Source organism: Serratia sp. CY84636, from assembly GCF_052166245.1.
Taxonomy (GTDB): domain Bacteria; phylum Pseudomonadota; class Gammaproteobacteria; order Enterobacterales; family Enterobacteriaceae; genus Serratia; species Serratia nevei.
Genome location: NZ_JBJNOX010000012.1, coordinates 34,101 through 55,811, shown reverse-complemented (window position 1 = coordinate 55,811; position 21,711 = coordinate 34,101). Strand labels below are relative to the sequence as shown.

Sequence of the window (21,711 nt, the reverse complement as noted above, 5' to 3'; positions counted from 1 at the left end):
CATCGCCTATACCCATATCTATAAGAAATAGCGGGGGAAATTTAATGCGAAAAGGAGTTATCCATGGAATATGCCGTATCGGTAGAGTCTTTCCTGTCCTCGTTACAACGCCATAACCCCCACCAGCCGGAATATCTGCAGGCGGTACGCGAAGTGTTCACCTCGCTGTGGCCGTTTATCGAACGTAATCCGCGCTATCGCGAACAGGCGCTGCTGGAGCGCCTGGTAGAGCCCGAGCGCGTCATTCAGTTCCGCGTCAGCTGGGTGGACGATCGCGGCCAGGTGCAGGTCAACCGCGCCTTCCGCGTGCAGTTCAACTCGGCCATCGGCCCCTACAAGGGCGGCATGCGCTTCCACCCGTCGGTAAACCTGTCGATCCTGAAGTTCCTCGGTTTTGAGCAGACCTTCAAGAACGCGTTGACCACCCTGCCGATGGGCGGCGGCAAAGGCGGCTCCGATTTCGATCCGAAGGGCAAAAGCCAGGGCGAGATCATGCGCTTCTGCCAGGCACTGATGACCGAGCTGTATCGCCATCTGGGCCCGGACACCGACGTGCCGGCCGGCGATATCGGCGTCGGCGGCCGCGAAGTCGGCTTTATGGCCGGCATGATGAAAAAACTGTCCAACAATACCGCCTGCGTATTTACCGGCAAGGGCCTCTCCTTCGGCGGCAGCCTGATCCGCCCCGAGGCGACCGGCTATGGCCTGGTGTACTTCACCGACGCCATGCTGCAGCGCCACGGCCTGGGCTTTGAGGGCATGCGGGTGGCGGTGTCCGGCTCCGGCAACGTGGCGCAGTACACCATCGAGAAAGCGCTGGAGCTGGACGCGCGCGTGATCACCGTGTCGGATTCCGGCGGCACCCTGGTGGACGAAGACGGCTTCACCACCGAGAAGCTGGCGCACCTGGCGGAGATCAAAAACCAACGCTACGGCCGGGTGGCGGACTACGCCCGCGAACGCGGCCTGACGTATCTGGCGGGCCAGCAGCCGTGGAACGTGCCGGTGGATATCGCCCTGCCGTGCGCCACCCAGAACGAACTGGATCTCGAGGCGGCGCAGACGCTGATCCGCAACGGAGTGAAGGCGGTAGCGGAAGGCGCCAACATGCCGACCACCATCCAGGCCACCGACGCTTTCCTCGACGCCGGCGTGCTGTTCGCGCCGGGCAAGGCGGCCAACGCCGGCGGCGTCGCCACCTCGGGGCTGGAGATGGCGCAAAACGCCGCGCGCATCGGCTGGCGGGCAGAGAAAGTGGATGTACGTTTACAACATATCATGGCCGATATTCACCACGCCTGCGTGGAATACGGCGGCGAAGGCAAGCAAACCCACTACGTGCACGGCGCGAATATCGCCGGTTTCGTCAAGGTCGCGGACGCCATGCTGGCGCAGGGCGTGCTGTAATCCGCCTTAAAGGTGATCTTGTTCACACATCGATTAAATGCTTCAATGCCGGCCTCTGCGCCGGCATTTTTTTATGCTTTCACGCCATCCAGATGATACCAATACGTTAAATAAAAGTTAATAAAAGGTTACTTATTGCTTCATGATCGGTAGTAAATTTACCACCGCCAAATAATTAAACATTTATTTAACATTAAATACGCCATTATTTTACTTAAATGTGCGCAGATCACATTTCATTAACTTCAGCTACGCCCCCTCTTCCATTCCTTTGTAATCTGCAGCGGTGGAAAAACCGCCACCCCTACAGATAAAAAAAGGTACAGCTAATGAAATTTAACCTCGCATTATTAAATGCATGTGTGGTTTCTGCGTGCATGTTATCGACAACACCTGTGTTCGCCGCTGATAAGTATGAGATTGCCGTGGTCGCTAAAGTGACCGGCATTCCGTGGTTCAACCGCATGGAAGTGGGCGTCAACGAAGCGGCGAAAAAACTCGACGTCAACGCCTACCAGACCGGCCCTTCTACGCCGGATCCGGCTGCGCAGGTCAAGGTGATTGAGGATCTGATCGCCAAGAACGTCAACGCCATCATCGTGGTGCCGAACGACGCCAAGGTGCTGGAGCCGGTGCTGAAAAAAGCGCGCGACAAAGGCATCGTGGTGCTGACCCATGAATCCCCGGACCAGCAGATCGGCCAGTGGGACATCGAGACCATCGACAGCGAGAAATACGCGCAGGCCAACGTCGATGAGCTGGCGAAAGACATGGGCGGCAAAGGCGGCTATGCGATCTACGTCGGCTCGCTGACCGTGCCGCTGCACAACGCCTGGGCCGACTCCGCCATCAAATACCAGAAAGAAAAATACCCGGACATGTTTGAAGTCACCTCGCGCCTGCCGGTGGCGGAAAGCATCGACAAATCCTACGCCACCACGCTGGATCTGATGAAAACCTATCCGCAGATGAAGGGCATCATCGGCTTCGGCTCGCTCGGCCCGATCGGCGCCGGCCAGGCGGTGGCCAAGAAACGCGCCAAGGACAAAATCGCGGTGGTGGGCATCGCCATGCCGGCGCAGGCCGCCCCTTACCTGATGCGCGGCGACATCAAAAAAGCGCTGCTGTGGGATCCGAAAGACGCCGGCTATGCGCTGGTAACGGTGGCCGACCAGCTGCTGCAGGGCAAGGAAGTGAACAAAGACCTGTCGATCGAGGGCCTTGGCAAGGCCGACGTCGATATGGAACACAAAGTGATTCGGTTTAATAAGATTTTGGAAGTGACCAAAGACAACGCCCAATCGCTCGGATTCTGATTTTTCGCGTAATTTCGCCACACCGGGAAAGTAGTTAAACCCTCGTAGGGGCGCAGCGTTGCTGCGCCCAGGGCTTCGGCCGCTACGCAAGCACAGGTTAACGTTATGACAGCCTCCCCCGCATTTATCACCCTGGAGAATATCAGCAAGCGATTCCCTGGCGTGCTGGCATTAGACCAGATCAACCTGACGCTGAATAAAGGCGAAGTGCACTGCCTGGCCGGGCAAAACGGCTGCGGCAAAAGCACCATCATTAAAATCATCTCCGGCGTCTATCAGCCGGAAAAAGGCGCCAATATTTCGCTGGAAGGCAAACTCTTCCACGCCCTGACGCCACAGCTGTCCGGTTATTACGGCATACAGGTGATCTACCAGGACCTGTCGCTGTTCCCCAACCTGACGGTGGCGGAGAACATCGCCATTCACCGTTACCTGCCCGGCGGCCGCTTCTGGGTGCGCAAGCGGGTGATGCGCCAGACGGCGCTCGACGCCATGGCGCGGGTCGGCATACGCATCGACCCCGATAAAAAGGTGGAAAAACTGTCGATCGCCGATCGGCAACTGGTGGCGATTTGCCGCGCCATCGCCGCCGAGGCGCGGTTGGTTATCATGGACGAACCGACCGCCTCGCTGACCCGCCAGGAGGTCGACGGCCTGCTGCGGGTGGTCAACGAGCTGAAGGCGGCCGGCATCTGCGTGGTATTCGTCAGCCACAGATTGGATGAAGTAATGGAAGTCGCCGATCGCATCAGCGTGATGCGCGACGGCAAGCTGGTGGGCACCTGGCCGGCCAGCGAACTGGACAGCCATGAACTGGCGTTCCTGATGACCGGCCAACGCTTCCACTACAGCCCGCTGCCGCCGCTGCCGCCGGCCGAACAGGCACCGCTGCTCGAGGTGCGCAACCTCAGCCGCGGCGAGAAATACCGCAACGTCAATCTGGCGCTGCGCGGCGGCGAGATCGTCTCGATCGTCGGCCTGCTCGGCGCCGGCCGCACCGAACTGTGCCTCAGCCTGTTCGGCATGACGCGGCCGGACAGCGGCGAGATCCGCATCGAGGGCCAGGCGGTGCAGCTGCACAACAACCGCGAAGCGGTGCGCCACGGCATCGGCTATGTGTCGGAGGATCGCCTGACGCAGGGGTTGATCATGGAACAATCGATCTACGACAACACCATCGTCACCGTCTTCGATCGGCTGCATACCTCACTCGGGCTGTTGGATCACGCCAAGGCGACCGAGCTGGTCAACCGGCTGATCCGCGATCTGAACATCAAGGTGTCCGACAGCGCGTTGCCGGTGAAAACCCTGTCCGGCGGCAACGCCCAGCGCATCGCCATCGCCAAATGGGTGGCGACCCAGCCGAAGATCCTGATCCTCGACTCGCCCACCGTCGGCGTGGACATCGCCAACAAAGAGGGGATCTACCAGATCGCCCGCGATCTGGCGCAGCTGGGCATGGCGGTGCTGATGATCTGCGACGAGATCCCGGAAGCCTATTACAACAGCCATCGGGTGATGGTGATGCGCAAGGGCGAACTGATCGCCGAATTCGCGCCGCACCAGAGTACCGAGCAACAGATCGCCGAGGTGGTGAATGGATAAGTCATTATTGGCCCGCCTGGCCGGGCGGCACGAGTTTTATCTCGGCCTGTTGGTGCTGCTGCTGGCGATCGGCCTGAGCGCCGGCACCGACGAATTCCTGACGCTCGGCAACCTGACCGACGTCGCCACCAGCTACGCCATTCTCGGCATCCTGGCCTGCGGGCTGTTCGTGGTGCTGATCGCCGGCGGCATCGACATTTCGTTCCCGGCGGTCACCGCCATCGCCCAGTATGTGATGGCCAGCTGGGTGATCCAGCACGGCGGCAGCTTTCCGCTGGCGTTCGCCCTGGCGATTGGCGTCGGCCTGCTGCTCGGGCTGGTGAACGGTTTCCTGGTGTACTGGCTGAAAGTGCCGGCGATCATCATCACCATCGCCACCCTTAACCTGTTCTACGGCCTGCTGGTGTACGCCACTAACGGCACCTGGCTGTACGGCTTCCCGGACTGGTTCATGAACGGCATCAACTGGTTCTCGTTCCAGGGCGCCGACGGCTACGACTACGGCCTGACGCTGCCGCTGCTGTGCCTGCTGGGGACCATCGTCGTCACCGGCGTGCTGATGAACCGCACCCGGCTGGGGCGCCAGATCTACGCCATGGGCGGCAACCGCGACGCGGCGTCGCGCCTGGGGTTGAACCTGCTGCGGCTGCATTTTTGCGTCTACGGCTACATGGGCATTCTGGCCGGCGTCGCGGCGGTAGTGCAGGCGCAGATCACCCAGTCGGTGGCCCCCAACTCGCTGCTCGGCTTCGAGCTGACGGTATTGGCGGCGGTGGTGCTGGGCGGCACCAGCATGAGCGGCGGCCGCGGCTCGTTGACCGGCACCCTGCTCGGCGTGGTGCTGCTGGCCTTCCTGCAAAACGGGCTGACGCTGCTCAGCGTCTCGGCCTATTGGCACCAGGTGTTCAGCGGCGCGATCATTTTGATCAGCATCAGCACCACCGCCTGGAACGAAAAACGCAAGCTGCTCAAGGAGATCTGACATGACGCAGTTAACTCGGTTGATCCCAAGCGATCGGATCATTCGCCTGCAGGGCGCGATCATCATCGCGGTGGCGCTGCTCTTCGCCGGGCTGCTCGGATCGCGCTTCTTCAGCCTCGGCAACTTCCAGTCGATCGCCTCGCAGCTGCCGATCCTCGGCCTGCTGGCGCTCGGCATGGGCATCACCATGCTGACCGGCGGCATCAACCTGTCGATCATCGCCGGCGCCAACGCCTGTTCGCTGGTGATGGCGGCGATCATCGTCAGCCATCCCGACCAGCCGCTGTTCCTGGCGCTGGCGCTGTTGGCCGGCCTGCTGGTGGCGGTGGCGATCGGCGCGCTGAACGGCGCGCTGGTGGCCTGGATCGGCGTCTCGCCAATCCTCGCCTCGCTCGGCACCATGACGCTGATCACCGGCCTGAATATCCTGCTGTCCAACGGCGCGGTGATCTCCGGCTTCCCGGCGGCGATTCAATTTCTCGGCAACGGCGCCGTACTCGGCGTGCCGGTGGCGCTGATCCTGTTCCTGCTGGTGGCGGCCGGGCTGTGGCTGCTGCTGGAGCACACCACGCTGGGCCGCAGCCTGTACCTGATCGGCTCTAACGAACAGGCCACCCGCTTCAGCGGCGTGAACACCGCACGGGTGCAGATCGCGGTGTATATCCTGTCGGCGCTGCTCGGCTGGGGCGCCGCCCTGCTGATGATGGCCAAGTTCAACTCGGCCAAGGCCGGCTACGGCGAATCTTATCTGCTGGTGACCATTCTGGCCTCGGTGCTGGGCGGCATTAACCCGGACGGCGGTTTCGGCCGTATTCTGGGGCTGGTGCTGGCGCTGATCGTGCTGCAAATGTTGGAAAGCGGCCTCAATCTGCTGGGGGTCAGCAGCTACCTGACCATGGCCCTGTGGGGCGGCGTGCTGATCCTGTTTATCGCGTTACAGAATCGAAAAGCCTGAGGAGAAAATAATGGCGAGCTATTTTATTGGCGTAGATGTGGGCACCGGAAGCGCGCGCGCGGGCGTATTCGATCTCAATGGCCACATGGTCGGTCAGGCCAGCCGGGCCATCGATCTGTACCGGCCGAAGGCGGATTTCGTCGAGCAGTCATCGGATAACATCTGGCAGGCGGTGTGCAATGCGGTGCGCGACGCGGTCAACCAGGCCGACATCAACCCGATCCAGGTCAAGGGGCTGGGCTTCGACGCCACCTGTTCGCTGGTGGTGCTGGATAAAGAGGGCAAGCCGCTGACCGTCAGCCCCTCCGGCCGCACCGAACAGAACATCATCGTGTGGATGGATCACCGGGCGATCGCCCAGGCCGAGCGCATCAACGCCACCAAACACCGGGTGCTGGACTTCGTCGGCGGCATCATTTCGCCGGAGATGCAGACGCCGAAACTGCTGTGGCTGAAACAGCACATGCCCACCACCTGGGCCAACGCCGGTTACCTGTTCGATCTGCCGGACTTCCTCACCTGGCGCGCCACCCAGGACGCCACCCGTTCGCTGTGCTCGACGGTGTGCAAGTGGACCTATCTCGGCCACGAACAGCGCTGGGACAAGAGCTACTTCCAGCAGATCGGGCTGGAAGACGTGCTGGAACATGACGCGGCCAAGATCGGCAGCGACGTCAAAATGATGGGCGAGCCGCTGGGCCACGGCCTGACCCAGCGCGCCGCCAGCGAGATGGGGCTGATCGCAGGTACGGCGGTGAGCGTGTCGATCATCGACGCCCACGCCGGCACCCTCGGCACGCTGGGCGCCACCGGCGTCTCCGGCGAGGTGGCCGACTTCAACCGCCGCGTCGCGCTGATCGGCGGCACCTCCACCGGCCACATGGCGATGTCGCGCACCGCTCGCTTTATCGGCGGCGTCTGGGGGCCGTATTACTCGGCGATCCTGCCGGAATACTGGCTGAACGAGGGCGGCCAGTCCGCCACCGGCGCGCTGATCGACCACGTCATCCAGTCGCACTCGTGCTACCCGGAGCTGCTGGCGCAGGCGAAAACCCAGGGACAGACCATCTATGAAGTGCTGAACGCCATTCTGCGCCGCATGGCCGGCGAGCCGGAGAATATCGCCTTCCTGACGCAGGACATCCATATGCTGCCGTACTTCCACGGCAACCGCTCGCCGCGCGCCAACCCGACGCTGACCGGCATCCTGACCGGGCTGAAGCTGTCGCGCACGCCGGAGGACATGGCGCTGCACTACCTGGCCACCATTCAGGCCATCGCGCTCGGCACCCGCCACATCATCGAAACCATGAACCACAGCGGCTACAGCATCGACACCATCATGGCCAGCGGCGGCGGCACCAAGAACCCGATCTTCGTGCAGGAGCACGCCAACGCCACCGGCTGCGCCATGCTGCTGCCGGAGGAGAGCGAAGCGATGCTGCTGGGCGGCGCCATGATGGGCACCGTGGCGGCGGGCGTGTTCGACACCCTGCCGGAGGCGATGAGCGCCATGAGCCGCATCGGCAAGACGGTCACGCCGCAGACCAACCAGATAAAAAGCTACTACGACCGCAAATACCGGGTATTCCACGAGCTGTACAACGACCACATGAAATACCGCCGGTTGATGCAGGAGGAGGCGTGATGCAGCAGGAATGGCGGCAGGCTGTGCAGGGTTGGCAAACCTACAGCCAGGAGCTGGCGCAGCTGGGCGAGCGCCTCGACGCGCGCACCTGGCAGCGGCTGCTGGCGCTGCTGGCCGACTGCCGCGGTAAAATCGCCGTCACCGGCGTCGGCACCTCGGGGATTGCGGCGCGCAAGATAGCCCACATGCTGGCCTGCGTGGAACGGCCGGCGGTCTACCTCGACGCCACCGGCGCGGCGCACGGCGATCTGGGTTTTCTGCGCGCCGACGATCTGCTGATCCTGATCTCGCGCGGCGGCAATTCCGACGAGCTGACCCGCCTGCTGCCAACGCTGCAGGCCAAGGGCGTGACGCTGATCGCGGTGACGGAAAACCCGCATTCCGCCATCGCGCAGGCGGCGCAGCTGACGATCGCCACCGGGGTGCAAAAGGAGATAGATCCGCTGAACATGCTGGCCACCACCTCAATTGTGCTGGTGCTGGCGATCTTCGACGCCGCCTGCGCCTGCCTGATGGCGCGCAGCGGTTACGACAAGGAGGCCTTGCTGGCGGTGCATCCGGGCGGCGGCGTGGGGAAAAGTTTGCGGGAGGAAAACTGAGGGCCCGACACCGCGGGCCCGGCAGACATTACAGCGGCATGTAGATATCGAAACGGTGGCTTTTGGTCAGCGTGGCGGCGTGCGCCGGCACGTCGGCCAGCGGCGGCGCGTAGTCCGGACGTTTCACCACCACGCGCTTGGTCGCCAGGCGGCGCGCCGGCTCCAGCAGGCCGTCGGCGTCATCGTCGCTGCCCACCAGCGATTGAAACACCCGCATCTCTTTTTTCACCAGCGCGCTTTTTTGCTTGTGCGGGAACATCGGATCGAGATACACCACCTCGGGGCGCGGGCTGAGATCCGCCAGCGCCGTCAGGCTGGAGGCGTGCAGCAGCGTCAGACGCTCGCGCAGCCACGGGCCGATTTCCGCATCCTGATAGCCACGCTGCAGACCGTCGTCCAGCAACGCCGCCACCACCGGATTGCGCTCCAGCATCCGTACCCGGCAGCCCAGCGCCGCCAGCACGAAGGCGTCGCGCCCCAGCCCGGCGGTAGCGTCCACCACGTCCGGCAGATAGCTGCCCTTGATGCCGACCGCTTTGGCCACCGCCTCGCCGCGGCCGCCGCCGAAGCGGCGCCGGTGCGCCATGGCGCCGGAGACGAAATCGACGTAGATCCCGCCGAGTTTCGGCTCGTCGCGCTTGCGCAGCTCCAGCCGCTGCGGGGTCAGTACCAGCGCCATCGGCGCGTCGTCGTCGGACACCAGCTGCCAGCGCTGCGCCAAAACAGACAAGGCGCCGGGATCGGCGCCTGCTTCACACAATAAACACACGCTCACGTGTCGGGTTATCCTTTAATGCCGTAATGGCGCAGCATAGCATCCAGCTGCGGCTCGCGGCCACGGAAGCGTTTGAACAGCGCCATCGGCTCTTCCGACCCGCCGCGCGACAGGATGTTGTCGAGGAAGGATTTGCCGGTTTCGGCGTTGAAAATCCCCTCTTCTTCGAAGCGCGAGTAGGCGTCGGCCGACAGCACTTCCGCCCACAGGTAGCTGTAGTAACCCGCCGCATAGCCGCCGGCGAAGATGTGGCTGAAGGCGTGCGGGAAGCGGCCCCAGCTTGGCGAAGGCACCACCGCCACCATTTTCTTCACTTCCGCCAACGTCGGCAGGATCTGCGCGCCTTTTTCCGGGCTGTATTCGAAGTGCATGCGGAAATCGAACAGGCCGAACTCCAGCTGGCGCAGGATGAACAGCGCCGCCTGGTAATTCTTGGCCGCCAGCAGCTTGTCGAGCATGGCCTTCGGCAGCGGCTCGCCGCTCTGGTAGTGGCCCGAGATAAACGCCAGCGCTTCCGGCTCCCAGCACCAGTTTTCCATAAACTGGCTCGGCAGTTCGACCGCATCCCACGGCACCCCGTTGATGCCGGAGACGCCGGCGGTATCGATCTGCGTCAGCATGTGGTGCAGACCGTGGCCGAACTCGTGGAACAGCGTGGTCACTTCGTTATGGGTGAACAGCGCCGGCTGGTCGCCCAGCGGGCGGTTGAAGTTGCAGGTCAGGTAAGCGACCGGTTTTTGCAGCGTGCCGTCGGCCTTGCGCAGGCTGCCGACGCAGTCGTCCATCCAGGCGCCGCCGCGTTTGTTTTCGCGGGCGTACAGATCGAGGTAGAAGCTGCCGCGCAGCTCGCCGTTAGCGTCGAACAGATCGAAGAAGCGCACGTCCGGATGCCAGGTCTCCACGTCTTTACGCTCTTTGGCGGTGATGCCGTAAATGCGTTTCACCACTTCGAACAGCCCTTCCACCACCCGCTGTTCCGGGAAGTACGGGCGCAGCTGCTCGTCGCTGATGGAGAACAGGTGCTGCTTCTGTTTTTCGCCGTAATAGGTGATGTCCCAGGCTTCAAGCTCGTCCACGCCATAGTGCTGTTTGGCGAAGGCGCGCAGCTGCGCCAGCTCCTGCTCGGCCTGCGGGCGGGCGCGCTTGGCCAGATCGCTCAGGAAGCCGATCACCTGTTCCGGGCTCTCCGCCATTTTGGTCGCCAGCGACTTGTCGGCGTAGGTATCGAAGCCCAGCAGCTGAGCCAGCTCGTGGCGCAGCGCCAGCGTTTCTGCCATCACTTCGCTGTTGTCCCATTTGCCGGCGTTCGGCCCCTGATCGGAGGCGCGGGTGGCGAAGGCGCGGTACATCTCTTCGCGCAGCGCGCGGTTGTCGGCGTAGGTCAACACCGGCAGGTAGCTCGGCATGTCCAGCGTCAGCAGCCAGCCGTCCTGCTCTTTGGCCTGCGCCATCGCCTGTGCCTGCGCCAGGGCGCTCTCCGGCAGGCCGCTCAGCTCGGCTTCGTCGGTAATCAGTTTGCTCCAGCCCATGGTGGCGTCGAGCACGTTGTTGCTGTAGGTAGAACCCAGTTCGGACAGGCGCGCGACGATCTCGCCGTAGCGCTGCTGTTTATCCGCCGACAGGCCGATGCCCGACAGTTCGAAATCGCGCAGCGCGTTGTCCACCGCCTTGCGCTGCGGCACGCTCAGCGCTTCGAACGCCGCGCCTTCTTTCAGGCTGCGGTAGGCCTGGTACAGCCCTTCGTGCTGGCCAACCCAGGTGCCGTATTCGGACAGCAGCGGCAGCGCCTGCTCATAGGCGGCGCGCAGCTCCGGGCTGTTTTTCACCGAGTTCAGATGCCCGATCGGCGACCAGATGCGCGACAGGCGATCGTCCGACTCCGCCAGCGGCTGACACAGATTATCCCAGGTGAACGGCCCCGGCTGCGCGACCACGCGCTCTACCGCGGCGCGGCAGTCCGCCAGCGCGGATTGCACCGCAGGCACGATATCTTCAGGGCGGATCGCCGAGAACGGCGGCAGGGAAAACGGGGTCAGCAACGGATTTGTCATAGGGCAGTCCTGATTAGCGTTGGGGCCCGCCGCGGGGGCGAGCCTTAAAATGCGTATGAATCTCTAACATGGAGCCAGACAACAGGAAAATCAATGCCCGGCGTTGATCGTTCGTGCCTTAAACGGCGCTTTGGCGGATGCGGGCGGCCAGCACCGCCAGCTGTTCGTCGTCGGCGCGCGCGGCGTCGTGGGAGGAGATATAGCCCTCGTAACGTTCGAAAAACTTCGGCGAGGTCGATTCGATCGGCCGCCACTGATCCAGCGACGCGGTGCCGTGCAGCGGGATCAGTTTGGCGTGCACATGGTCGACGCCGTAGCCCTCGAACACCATGCCGCAGCGGCCGACGTCGTCGAACGCGCGGTCCAGCTGTTTCGCCACCCGCTTGGTCGCCAGCATCAGCGCGCTCAACACCTCGTCCGGCAGGTCAAAGGCGTAGCTCGGGTGGTGCGCCTTGGGGATCACCACGCTGAAACCGTCGGTGTTGGGAAAGATGGACAGGAAGGCCAGATGGTCGTCGTCTTCCCAGATTTTATGGCACGGCGCCTTGCCCGCCACGATGTCGCAAAAAATGCAGCTCATCCTTTCTCCTTATGATTCACAGCGTTTCAACCCGTTCGAACTCTTCGAACACCAGCCACATGTCCGGCGCAAAAGTGCCCTCGCGGGTAAAGAACGCCTGATGCCCCTCGCGCCAAAACGCCAGGCTTTTGTCGCCTTCGCCCTCTTTGGCCGCCATCTCGGCGGTCACCTGGTCGTAGCGCACCAGGCGCAACGCCAGGGTTTTGATCACGCAGGCCGGTTCGCCGCGGCCGTCGAGAATAATGCTATCGTCGCCGATCATCGGCGTTTGCTCCCGGCGATAGCTCGCATAGGAGCTGCAGGTGGCGGTCTTTTCCCCGCTCAGCACCAACTGCAGCAGTTCATCGGCCAACTCGGGGCCGTCGCCGAACGCCCAGCGCGCCGCGTCGGGGTAGTTCGCCAAAATCGCCTGTTTGCTCATCGTCCTGTCCCTTTCTGTGAACGTCTGCGGCAACGGAGTCCAGTTTTTCCCGGCCAGACAGTTTATACTGTGCAGATTATAAGCCTTATTGCATTGAATGCTCCGTCTGCGGAGCACAAGGAATCGCCACCCGTCATGTTAAGTTATCGCCACAGTTTCCACGCCGGCAACCACGCCGACGTGCTCAAACACACCGTTCAGAGCCTGATCATCGAGTCGCTGAAGGAAAAAGAGAAGCCGTTCCTGTATCTGGATACCCACTCGGGCGCAGGCCGTTATCAGCTCAGCGGCGAACACGCCGAGCGCACCGGCGAATACCTGGAAGGCATCGGCTTGCTGTGGCAGCGCGACGATCTGCCGGAAGAGCTGGCGGCCTACATGAGCGTGGTACACAACTTCAACCGTTCCGGCACGCTGCGCTACTATCCCGGCTCGCCGCTGATCGCCCGCCAGCTGCTGCGCCCGCAGGACAAAATTCACCTGACCGAGCTGCACCCGAGCGACTACCCGCTGCTGCGCAGCGAGTTCCAGAAAGACGAACGCGCCAAAGTGCAGCGCGCCGACGGCTATCAGCAGCTGAAATCCCAGCTGCCGCCCCTGTCGCGCCGCGGCCTGATCCTGATGGACCCGCCGTATGAAATGAAGACCGATTACCAGGACGTGGTCAAAGGCATTCAGGAAGGCTACAAGCGTTTCGCCACCGGCACTTACGCGCTGTGGTACCCGGTAGTGATGCGCCAGCAGATCAAACGCATGCTGCGCGATCTGGAAGCCACCGGCATTCGCCGTATTCTGCAGATCGAACTGGCGGTGAAACCCGACAGCGATCAGCGCGGCATGACCGCCTCCGGCATGATCGTCATCAACCCGCCGTGGAAGCTGGAACAGCAGATGAAAAACGTGCTGCCGTGGCTGCACAAGGTGCTGGTGCCGTCGGGCATCGGCCACCATCTGGTGAACTGGGTGGTACCGGAATAATCCCCGGCAGGGCGCGGTTCGCCGCGCCCTGCGTCCACCTATCGCAGCCATCGACGCAATCTTTGCGACAAACAACGGTCAGGCGTTAAACTCTTACCCTCTTCAAATTCACAACTCATGGAAATCCCAGATGACGAAACATTACGATTATCTAGCAATTGGCGGCGGCAGCGGCGGTATCGCATCGATCAACCGGGCAGCCATGTACGGCCAAAAGTGTGCGCTGATTGAAGCCAAAGAGCTGGGCGGCACCTGTGTAAACGTGGGTTGTGTACCGAAAAAAGTCATGTGGCACGCGGCGCAGATCGCCGAGGCCATCCATCAGTACGGCCCGGACTACGGCTTCGACACCACCGTCAACGCCTTCGACTGGAAGAAGCTGGTCGCCAACCGCACCGCCTATATCGACCGCATCCACAACTCCTACGACAACGTGCTGGGCAAGAACAAGGTCGACGTGATCAAAGGCTTCGCGCGCTTCGTGGATGCGCACACCGTGGAAGTGAACGGCGAGACCATCACCGCCGACCACATCCTGATCGCCACCGGCGGCCGCCCGAGCCACCCGGCGATTCCGGGTGCGGAATACGGCATCGACTCCGACGGCTTCTTTGAGCTGGACGCCATGCCGAAGCGCGTCGCCGTAGTCGGCGCCGGCTATATCGCCGTAGAGATCGCCGGCGTGCTGAACGCGCTGGGCGCGGAAACGCACCTGTTCGTGCGCAAGCACGCGCCGCTGCGCAGCTTCGATCCGATGATCGTCGAAACCCTGGTGGAAGTGATGAACACCGAAGGGCCGAGCCTGCACACCGAATCGGTGCCGAAAGCGATCGTCAAGAACGCCGACGGCAGCCTGACGCTGCAGCTGGAAAACGGCAAGGCATTCACCGTCGACTGCCTGATCTGGGCCATCGGCCGCGAACCGGCGACCGACAACCTGAACCTCGGCGTTACCGGGGTGAAGACCAACGAGCAAGGCTATATTGACGTCGATAAGTTCCAGAATACCAACGTCAAAGGCATCTACGCGGTGGGCGACAACACCGGCGCGGTAGAGCTGACCCCGGTCGCCGTGGCCGCCGGCCGCCGCCTGTCCGAGCGCCTGTTCAACAACAAGCCGGACGAGCACCTGGATTACAGCAACATCGCCACCGTGGTGTTCAGCCACCCGCCGATCGGCACCGTCGGCCTGACCGAGCCGGAAGCCATCGAGAAGTTCGGGGCGGACAACGTGAAGGTATACAAATCCTCCTTCACCGCCATGTACAGCGCCGTGACGCAGCACCGCCAGCCGTGCCGCATGAAGCTGGTGTGCGCGGGTAAAGAAGAGAAGATCGTCGGCCTGCACGGCATCGGCTTCGGCATGGATGAAATCCTGCAGGGCTTCGCGGTAGCGGTGAAGATGGGCGCCACCAAGAAGGACTTCGACAACACCGTGGCGATCCACCCGACCGCGGCGGAAGAGTTCGTAACCATGCGCTAACCGCTGCGGTTAGCCCATTCTCAGGCCGGTAAACACCGGCCTGTTCTTTTTGTGCGGTTTACTATTCCCTTCGCACCCGCCTGCTTTTTCTGCCATTATTCTGCCTGATAAATTAGCGGGACTGATACAACCTCCCCGCGCCTCTGGAGAACACCGATGCTGTTCAAACTATGCAAAACCCTTGCGATGGCCTGCGTGGCCCTGATTATCGCCCAGAGCAGCGCGCTCAGCTTTACCCTGGAAGTGGCGGGCAAGATCGACAACGTGACCGACCCGGTCAATAAAAGCTATCTGTTCACCGATAAGCAGCTGTTGGCGATGCCGGTGCGCAGCATCACCACCTCCACGTCCTGGACGCCGCAGAGAAAATTCGAAGGAATTTCAGTGGCCGATATCCTGGAGCGCGTCGGCGCCAAGGGCGAGACGCTGACCTTCTACGCGCTGAACGATTATTACATCGACGTGCCGCTGTCCGACGTCAAAAAGTACAACATGATCCTGGCCTACAAGATGGACGGGGAAATGCTGAAGCTCAGAAACTTCGGCCCGCTGTTCCTGGTTTACCCGCGCGACGCCGCCGGGCCTGAACTGAACTCGCCGTTGTACAACTCGCGCTTTATCTGGCAAGTCGACAGGATCGTGATCAAATGAAGCTGACGACCTTTAAGAACGGCAGCAGGCTGGCGATCCCGGCGATCTTTGCTGCGCTGTTTCTGGTGGCGTCGACCGTCACGCTCTATTACTACAGCGCCACCCTGTCGAAGAAAGGGCTGTATGCCATCGCCGGCACGCAGGAGAACTACTCGTGGTCGATCGCCAAGTTCTCCATCAAGCTGGCGGAATTCGACACCTTCGTCGAGCAGCAGAGCCACGCTCCGCAGGTCGACAACGACAATCTGCGGCTGCGGTTCGAAATCCTCTATTCGCGCTTTTACGTGCTGGAAACCGTCTCCGAATCGACCCAGCCGCTGTACGCCGAGCCGGGCTACCCGGAAGTGGTCAAACAGATGCGCCTGCAGATGGATCGCATCGATAAGCTGCTGGACAGCCCGAAAATCGACTTCGACCAGGTTTTCGCGGCCATGAAGGCCATCAAGCCTTACGCCATCGAAATGGCCAACCTGACCGACCACGCCGAGGTGAAGCAGCGCACCGCCGCCTATGAGGACTACATCGAGAAACGGCACATTATTTTCTATGGGTTGGTGATCGTCATGTTCTCGGTGATTGCGCTGATCGCCATCACCCTGATCGTGTTCCGCCAGCAGCGGCTGACCATTCGCCAGCAGGCCAAGGCGATCGAGGCGGAGAAAGCGACTCGCACCAAGAACGCCTTCCTCGGCGCCATCGGCCACGAGCTGCGCACCTCGTTGCAGAGCGTGATGTCGGCCATCGACGTACTGGTGAACACCCGGGTGTCGGTGGAGCATGCGGACACTTTCCAGCGGCTGGAGACCGCCGCGCAGCAAATCGAAAGCCAGATGAAAGATCTGACCGACTATGCGCACCTCGACAGCGGCATGATGGAATTGCGCATCGTGCCGTTCGACGCGCAGAAGCTGATCGCGGAGACCGCCAACGAAATCGCCACCCTGACCCGCAAAGAGCAGGTCAAACTCAGCTGCGAGGTGGAGTGCAGCCACCTGCTGGTGCACTCCGATCCGCTGCGCATCCGGCAGATTATCGTCAACCTGCTGACCAACGCCTACAAATACACCGAAAGCGGCAGCATCACGCTGCACAGCTGCCTGCGCCGCCAACCGGGCGGCAGTTCGTTGATCATCGAAGTGACCGACACCGGCATCGGTATCGAAAAAGACCAGCTCGATCAGATCTTCAAACCCTTTACCCAGTTGGATCAGTCGCATACCAAGCAGTATGCCGGCGTAGGGATGGGGCTGGCGATCGTGCACGGCCTGGTGACGTTGCTCGACGGCACCATCACGGTGTACAGCGAAATCAAGAAGGGCAGCACCTTTATCGTCAGCATTCCGGTGCAGATCAGTGAAGACGAACGTGCCGACGAGCCCGCCGCCGCCAATGCTTCTCTGCAGCAGAAGCCGCAGCAGGTCCTGGTGGTGGATGACAACAAGTCGGTGGGTGACGCCTTTGCAGCGCTATTGGACAAGCTGGGCTATCAGCACGAGCTGTGCGACTCGCCGGAGCGCGCGCTGCAGAAGCTGCTTAGACGCCCTTACGACGCGCTGTTGCTGGATCTGCAAATGCCGGGCATCGACGGGGCCGCCCTGGCCAGGCAGCTGCGCAACCGTCGCGGCCCCAACCGCCATGTGCCGATTATCGGCATCAGCGCCTACACGCCGGAGCAGCTGACGGCGGACCAGCGCGCCCTGTTCGACAACTATCTTATGAAGCCGGTCCGGCTGGATGCGCTGTCGAGCGCGCTGGCCGAGGTGTTCCCCGCTAAAGATTAAAACAGCGTTGCAGTGCGGCTTCGATCACATGGAGCCGCACCGGCTTTTCATAAGGGCCGAGCACGTCGTACTCGCGCATCGCCTGAGCGATTTCCGACTCGCGTCGGTCGGTCCCCAGCTCGCCGGTCAGCACCAGTACCGGCGCATCTGGGTTGTCGGAGGCGCGGATGGTGGCGATACAGCGATCCGCCGTTTCCTCACCGATCAGCCAGTCCACCACGTAGCCGTCGAACAGGCTTTGCTGCAATGCCTGACAGAAGCTGTCGACGTCGTAAAACGCGACCGCGTTAAAGCCGCAGCCGCCGAGATACTTGGCCAGCTCATCGGCCGCCTGATGCGAATCGTCCAATACCGCGATGCTCAGCCGCTCGTCGTCGCCGAAGCCGGGCCGGATTTCGATCAGATCGACACCGTAACGCGGGCCTGCCGGCGCCTCATCGGCGCGATAGATATGCCACTGCCCTTCCACGCGCAGCGCCACAAACTCCGCCGGCCGCCCGGCAGCAAGCTCGTCGCCGATGTGCCCGACGCAAGGTATCGCCACCCCCGCCACGACAAAGATGGCATCGCGCGCCATGTTTGGCTCGGGCGTCTCGTGTTCGGCGCTCAAATCGGCGATCGCCGCCGGCGTTTCTCCCAGCGCGGCCGCGACGCTGTTGATCTGCTCCAGCGTCCAAGGGCTTTGCCCTTTCAGTTTGCGGTGCGCATGTGAAAAACTCAGATCCAAGATGCGGCTGAGCTCTCGGGCATGCTGACGTTTTCCAATCCCGTAATGTAAAAACAGCTCCCTGACCCGATTGGCAATCGACTGTGAATCGAATTTTTGGTGATTGTTATCCATTTGTTCCTTCGATTTTTTTTACTGATTTATCAGTCGTTTTGATTATTTCTGCTGAAAAAGCCACATCTAAAACTAGCATCCCATGCAATTATGCGTTAAAAACGTTGCTTGACATACCATGTTGCATCGTCAAACATGGTATCAAAAGAGACATACAGCAATACACTATAAAAAATAACACCAGCACGTTTTTTAATAATAACCATAGTAACACCAGGGAAAATTTGTTCCGTTGCCGCTACTGAGACGATGAGCACATCGCTCGGACTGCACAAGCAAAACGGGGCTTGAGCCTTTAGCGCTAATCTGTTTTACCCACTTTTGAGCCGGGATCCGTCAGGGTCCCGGTTTTTTATTGCCCTTGGCGCCGCGCCATCATACGGACTCACCCCGCCGCCGCAAATAAAAACGGAGCCGGCATGCCGGCTCCGTTGTCCTTGAGATCGCCGTTGAAGGTCAGAAGCGCCAGGTGAAGCCGGCGTTGACGCTGTTGTCCTGGTGGTGCTGCGACAGCAGCCCGCCGTAGCCCAGCGACAGCGTGGCGTTTTCGTTCACCGCCACTTCCGCCCCTGCCTTCAGCACCATCCCGTCGCGCGAGACCGGCACGCTTTCCACCACGAACGGCGCGTTGCCGCCGTTGAACCGCAGCCCGGTGCCTCGCTCCAGCCCGCCGTACTGGTGTTGCCACCCCAGCTCGCTGCGCAGCGCCACCGTCGTGCCCGCGCTCACCTGCCATTCGGTGTCCGCACGCAGACCCAGCGTCGACACCGTCGCATCCGTGTGCTGTTTATCCCCGCGCAAGGCCGCCGCGCCGCCGCTTTCCGCGATGCCGTTGTTCTCGAAGTTCACGTACGCCAGGTTCACGAACGGCTCCAGGTTCAGCCACTCACCCTGCACGCTGTAGCCCGCTTCCGCGAACAGCTGCTCGGTACGCGCGCTGTACTTCGCCGTGTCGCGGTCCGACTGCATTCCGTAGTTCACCGACCGCTTGGTATCGATGCGGTGCCAGGTGTAGCCCGCCCCGCCGCGCAGCGCCAGCGCCCCGAACTGCTTGTCGCCGTACGCCGCCAGGTGGTAGTTGTCGCTGTCCGCCTTCGACCCGTACCCGCCGTGCAGCGAGGTGCGGGTGTAGCCGGTCGCTACCCCCAACCGCCAGTCGTCCGCCGCCGCCGAGTCCAGCCCCACCAGCACCCCGTAGGTCGAGGCCTGATAACCCGTGGCGTTGGTGTCGCCCGACGCGTGGTCCCACGCCCCCAGCAGCTGCGCCCAGGCACCGCCCTCGTCCGCCTTGATGGCCGACGAGCTCGCCAGCCCTTCCGCCTGACGCAGACGCCCGTTCAGCGCCTCACGCAGGTAGCGGCTGTCGTTCACCAGCGCCGACGCGATATCCGCATGGATTTGCCCCGACAGCTGACGGAACGCCTGCCGCGCTTCGCCCGCCGTGCCGCTGCCGAGCAGGCTCTCGTACACCGGGTTGCCCGCCGCCAGCGCATCCGCCGCCGCCGCCACCGCCCGCTCGTTCGGCGTCTGTGCCACGCTGGCGAAGCTCGTGCCGTTGCGCCCGACGCTCAGCGTCACCCCGGTCGGCTGGTAGCTCAGCCCGGTGCCGAGGAACAGGTAGTTCGGCGCCACCGCGTCAAACTGCCCGCTCACCCCCTGCTGCGCGCTCAGAATGGTGTACTGCTGGCCCAGCAGGCTGCGCACCTCGCTTTGCGTCAGCAGGTTGGGGCTGTTCTCCAGCGTCACCGCCACCTCGCCGCCGCCGATCGTCGCCGATCCGCTGCTCTGGATCCGATCGCTCTGGCCGTTCGGCCCCACTTCCACCGCGTAGCGCGAACCCGGCTCGAAGCTGACGTTGCCCGCCACGTTCAGGGTGCCGATCGAGTTACCCAGCGCCACGGTGCCGCCCTGACGGGCGGTCAGCGAACCGACCGTGCCGCTGCCGCCGACGATGCCGCCGTTCTGCACGCTGACGGCCGAGGTGACCGAGCCGTTGACTGCCAGCCGCCCCTGATTGACCAGCGTCGGGCCGGCATAGGTGTTGGTGCCGGTCAGCTCCAGGATTCCCGCGCCCTCTTTGGTCAGGCCGCCGTGGCCGGAAATGTTGTTGGAGTAGATTTCCCATCCACAGTGGAAGTCATCACATTTCCTGGCGTGCAACGTACCGGCATCCACCTCGGCGCCCCTCCCCGGAATATTGGCGACAAACTGGGTCGGGCCATAGGCCACGCCCGTCGGATCCGGGATGCGGAACTCCGCGGGAATATCCTCGACGGTATAGAACATACCTGGGCCGTTGATGGCCTTGCCCAGGTTGATCATCCCCCAGCCATAGAGCGCATCGATGCCCGGCGCGCCCATGTCGGTGGCGGTGGTTTTCAACACGTCGGCAATCTGCGCCGAGGTCATGTACGGGAAGCGCTGCAGCAACACCGCCACCGCGCCGGTGACGTGCGGCGTCGCCATCGAGGTGCCGTTTTTATTGCCGTAGTCCGACACCAGGTTGGCCGGATCGGAACCATTGGCCACGGTGCTGTAGATTTTGCTGCCCGGCGACGAGACGCAGAAGCTGGCGGTATAGCCGCAGCGGGAAGAGAAGCTGCTGATGGTGTAAGGCACGCTGTTGGTCGATGCCGCATCCTGCGCCACGCTGGCAACCGACAGCCAGTTCGGCGCGATGTCCGGCACGAAGTAGGCCAGCCCGCTGATCACATCCGGTTGGTTGTAGTTGCCGTCGTTGCCGGCGGCGAACAGCACCAGAATATTTTTGCGCGCCGCGTCGATGGCGCCCTGATAGCCTGCGCCGGCCAGGCTGCCGAGCAGCGGTTTGACCTGATCGAATTGTTCCTGCGCATCCTTCAGCTCAAAGTGCAGCGCGTTAGGATCGCGGCCGCCGTCGGACAGAAAGTCGGGAATACTGACGCCCCAGCTGTTGTTGATCACCCGCGCACCGCTGTTGATCATCGCCTGCCAGCCGGCATTGGTGACGGCGCCGTCCAGGCCGAGAAATTCGCCGTAGGCCGGGCCGTCGTTGTCGTTATCGACGCTGATCACCTGCGAATCGAAGGCCACGCCATGCATGCCGACGCCATCGCGGTTGGCGGCGCTGATGCCCGCGACGTGTACCCCGTGATTGCTCAGCATGCCCTGTGAGCCGCTGTAGAAGTGGAAGGTGCCGTCGAAGTAAAAGCGGTCGCCGGCGTTAATGCCCGGCCGGTGCGGATCGGTGTAGGCGCGATAGCCTTCGGTGACCACGTTGATCAGTTTGCCGTCGCCGGCGAACTCGGGATGGCGGTTGACCGGGGTATCGAAAATGCCCACCTTCTGCCCTTTGCCGGTATAACCGGCGGCGTAGGCCTCATCGGCATGGATCGCCCCCAGCCCCCAGTTGGCGTTGAATTCGGCGCTGCGCCAGCTGGCCGGATCGCCGGCTTGGCCGTTCACCTCGTGCGGTGCCGCCTGCGCATACCCCGCCAGCGCCATGCAGCAGACCAGCGCGTTCAGCCGCCACGGCGAGCGACGAACGTTTCCTTTGCTATCAAAACCCATTGTTGTTGTCATTTCCTTACCTTTTGCTTGTTATTGGCCGACGCCCCAGGTGCGCCGGGTTCTCATTAGCAGGATGTGAAAAAGGAACC

General features: G+C 62.3%; 17 protein-coding genes. 11 read left to right on the top strand and 6 right to left on the bottom strand.

Annotated features, from left to right (window positions below):
• The first annotated feature begins 63 nt into the window (after positions 1–63).
• The 7 genes from gdhA to ACJ8QI_RS22730 all read left to right on the top strand — a co-directional run bounded on the left by gdhA (position 64) and on the right by ACJ8QI_RS22730 (position 8,512).
• Positions 64–1,407, top strand: a complete 1,344-nt coding sequence (gdhA, locus tag ACJ8QI_RS22760) for an NADP-specific glutamate dehydrogenase (RefSeq protein WP_033649380.1) — start codon at positions 64–66, stop codon at positions 1,405–1,407.
• Between the two features lie 329 nt (positions 1,408–1,736).
• Positions 1,737–2,723 (top strand): autoinducer 2 ABC transporter substrate-binding protein, encoded by a 987-nt coding sequence (locus ACJ8QI_RS22755; protein ID WP_033636379.1) that lies wholly within the window; start codon positions 1,737–1,739, stop codon positions 2,721–2,723.
• Between the two features lie 105 nt (positions 2,724–2,828).
• Positions 2,829–4,328, top strand: a complete 1,500-nt coding sequence (locus tag ACJ8QI_RS22750) for a sugar ABC transporter ATP-binding protein (RefSeq protein ID WP_060441425.1) — start codon at positions 2,829–2,831, stop codon at positions 4,326–4,328.
• Positions 4,321–5,310, top strand: a complete 990-nt coding sequence (locus ACJ8QI_RS22745) for an ABC transporter permease (protein ID WP_047729644.1) — start codon at positions 4,321–4,323, stop codon at positions 5,308–5,310. The genes ACJ8QI_RS22750 and ACJ8QI_RS22745 overlap by 8 nt, the downstream gene beginning before the upstream one ends.
• Before the next feature lies 1 nt (position 5,311).
• A complete protein-coding gene (locus ACJ8QI_RS22740; protein ID WP_060424425.1) occupies positions 5,312–6,265 on the top strand; it encodes an ABC transporter permease in 954 nt (317 codons plus the stop codon).
• Between the two features lie 10 nt (positions 6,266–6,275).
• Positions 6,276–7,913 (top strand): FGGY-family carbohydrate kinase, encoded by a 1,638-nt coding sequence (locus ACJ8QI_RS22735; RefSeq protein WP_442533130.1) that lies wholly within the window; start codon positions 6,276–6,278, stop codon positions 7,911–7,913.
• Positions 7,913–8,512: a KpsF/GutQ family sugar-phosphate isomerase gene (locus ACJ8QI_RS22730; protein WP_060424423.1), complete on the top strand. Its 600-nt coding sequence runs from the start codon at positions 7,913–7,915 to the stop codon at positions 8,510–8,512. The genes ACJ8QI_RS22735 and ACJ8QI_RS22730 overlap by 1 nt, the downstream gene beginning before the upstream one ends.
• Positions 8,513–8,540: 28 nt before the next feature.
• Here ACJ8QI_RS22730 and rsmJ read toward each other — a convergent pair whose 3' ends face one another.
• The 4 genes from rsmJ to ACJ8QI_RS22710 all read right to left on the bottom strand — a co-directional run bounded on the left by rsmJ (position 8,541) and on the right by ACJ8QI_RS22710 (position 12,339).
• Positions 8,541–9,287 carry a 16S rRNA (guanine(1516)-N(2))-methyltransferase RsmJ gene (gene rsmJ, locus ACJ8QI_RS22725; protein ID WP_060441426.1) on the bottom strand — a complete coding sequence of 249 codons (747 nt, stop codon included), beginning with the start codon at positions 9,285–9,287 and terminating at the stop codon, positions 8,541–8,543.
• Between the two features lie 8 nt (positions 9,288–9,295).
• A complete protein-coding gene (prlC, locus tag ACJ8QI_RS22720; RefSeq protein WP_049202892.1) occupies positions 9,296–11,338 on the bottom strand; it encodes an oligopeptidase A in 2,043 nt (680 codons plus the stop codon).
• A gap of 118 nt (positions 11,339–11,456) precedes the next feature.
• Positions 11,457–11,918, bottom strand: a complete 462-nt coding sequence (locus ACJ8QI_RS22715; protein WP_442533129.1) for an HIT family protein — start codon at positions 11,916–11,918, stop codon at positions 11,457–11,459.
• 16 nt (positions 11,919–11,934) lie between these two features.
• Positions 11,935–12,339, bottom strand: coding sequence for an ASCH domain-containing protein (locus ACJ8QI_RS22710; RefSeq protein WP_047729643.1), 405 nt, complete (start codon positions 12,337–12,339; stop codon positions 11,935–11,937).
• 135 nt (positions 12,340–12,474) lie between these two features.
• Between ACJ8QI_RS22710 and ACJ8QI_RS22705 the strand changes: the two genes are divergently transcribed.
• The 4 genes from ACJ8QI_RS22705 to ACJ8QI_RS22690 all read left to right on the top strand — a co-directional run bounded on the left by ACJ8QI_RS22705 (position 12,475) and on the right by ACJ8QI_RS22690 (position 17,232).
• Positions 12,475–13,317, top strand: a complete 843-nt coding sequence (locus tag ACJ8QI_RS22705; RefSeq protein WP_004931012.1) for a 23S rRNA (adenine(2030)-N(6))-methyltransferase RlmJ — start codon at positions 12,475–12,477, stop codon at positions 13,315–13,317.
• 130 nt (positions 13,318–13,447) lie between these two features.
• Complete coding sequence (gene gorA / locus ACJ8QI_RS22700) at positions 13,448–14,800, top strand: glutathione-disulfide reductase (RefSeq protein WP_025304617.1); 1,353 nt, start codon at positions 13,448–13,450, stop codon at positions 14,798–14,800.
• Between the two features lie 156 nt (positions 14,801–14,956).
• A complete protein-coding gene (locus ACJ8QI_RS22695; RefSeq protein ID WP_033636391.1) occupies positions 14,957–15,451 on the top strand; it encodes a molybdopterin-dependent oxidoreductase in 495 nt (164 codons plus the stop codon).
• Positions 15,448–17,232, top strand: coding sequence for an ATP-binding response regulator (locus ACJ8QI_RS22690; protein ID WP_060441428.1), 1,785 nt, complete (start codon positions 15,448–15,450; stop codon positions 17,230–17,232). Before ACJ8QI_RS22695 ends, ACJ8QI_RS22690 begins: the two co-directional genes overlap by 4 nt.
• On the opposite strand, the gene ACJ8QI_RS22685 is transcribed toward ACJ8QI_RS22690, so the two are convergent.
• Together ACJ8QI_RS22685 and ACJ8QI_RS22680 are read right to left on the bottom strand one after the other, a co-directional pair.
• Positions 17,222–18,073: a helix-turn-helix domain-containing protein gene (locus ACJ8QI_RS22685; RefSeq protein WP_038873866.1), complete on the bottom strand. Its 852-nt coding sequence runs from the start codon at positions 18,071–18,073 to the stop codon at positions 17,222–17,224. The two genes, ACJ8QI_RS22690 and ACJ8QI_RS22685, sit on opposite strands and share 11 nt — an antisense overlap.
• A gap of 456 nt (positions 18,074–18,529) precedes the next feature.
• Positions 18,530–21,634, bottom strand: coding sequence for an autotransporter outer membrane beta-barrel domain-containing protein (locus tag ACJ8QI_RS22680; RefSeq protein WP_442533128.1), 3,105 nt, complete (start codon positions 21,632–21,634; stop codon positions 18,530–18,532).
• Positions 21,635–21,711 lie beyond the last annotated feature (77 nt).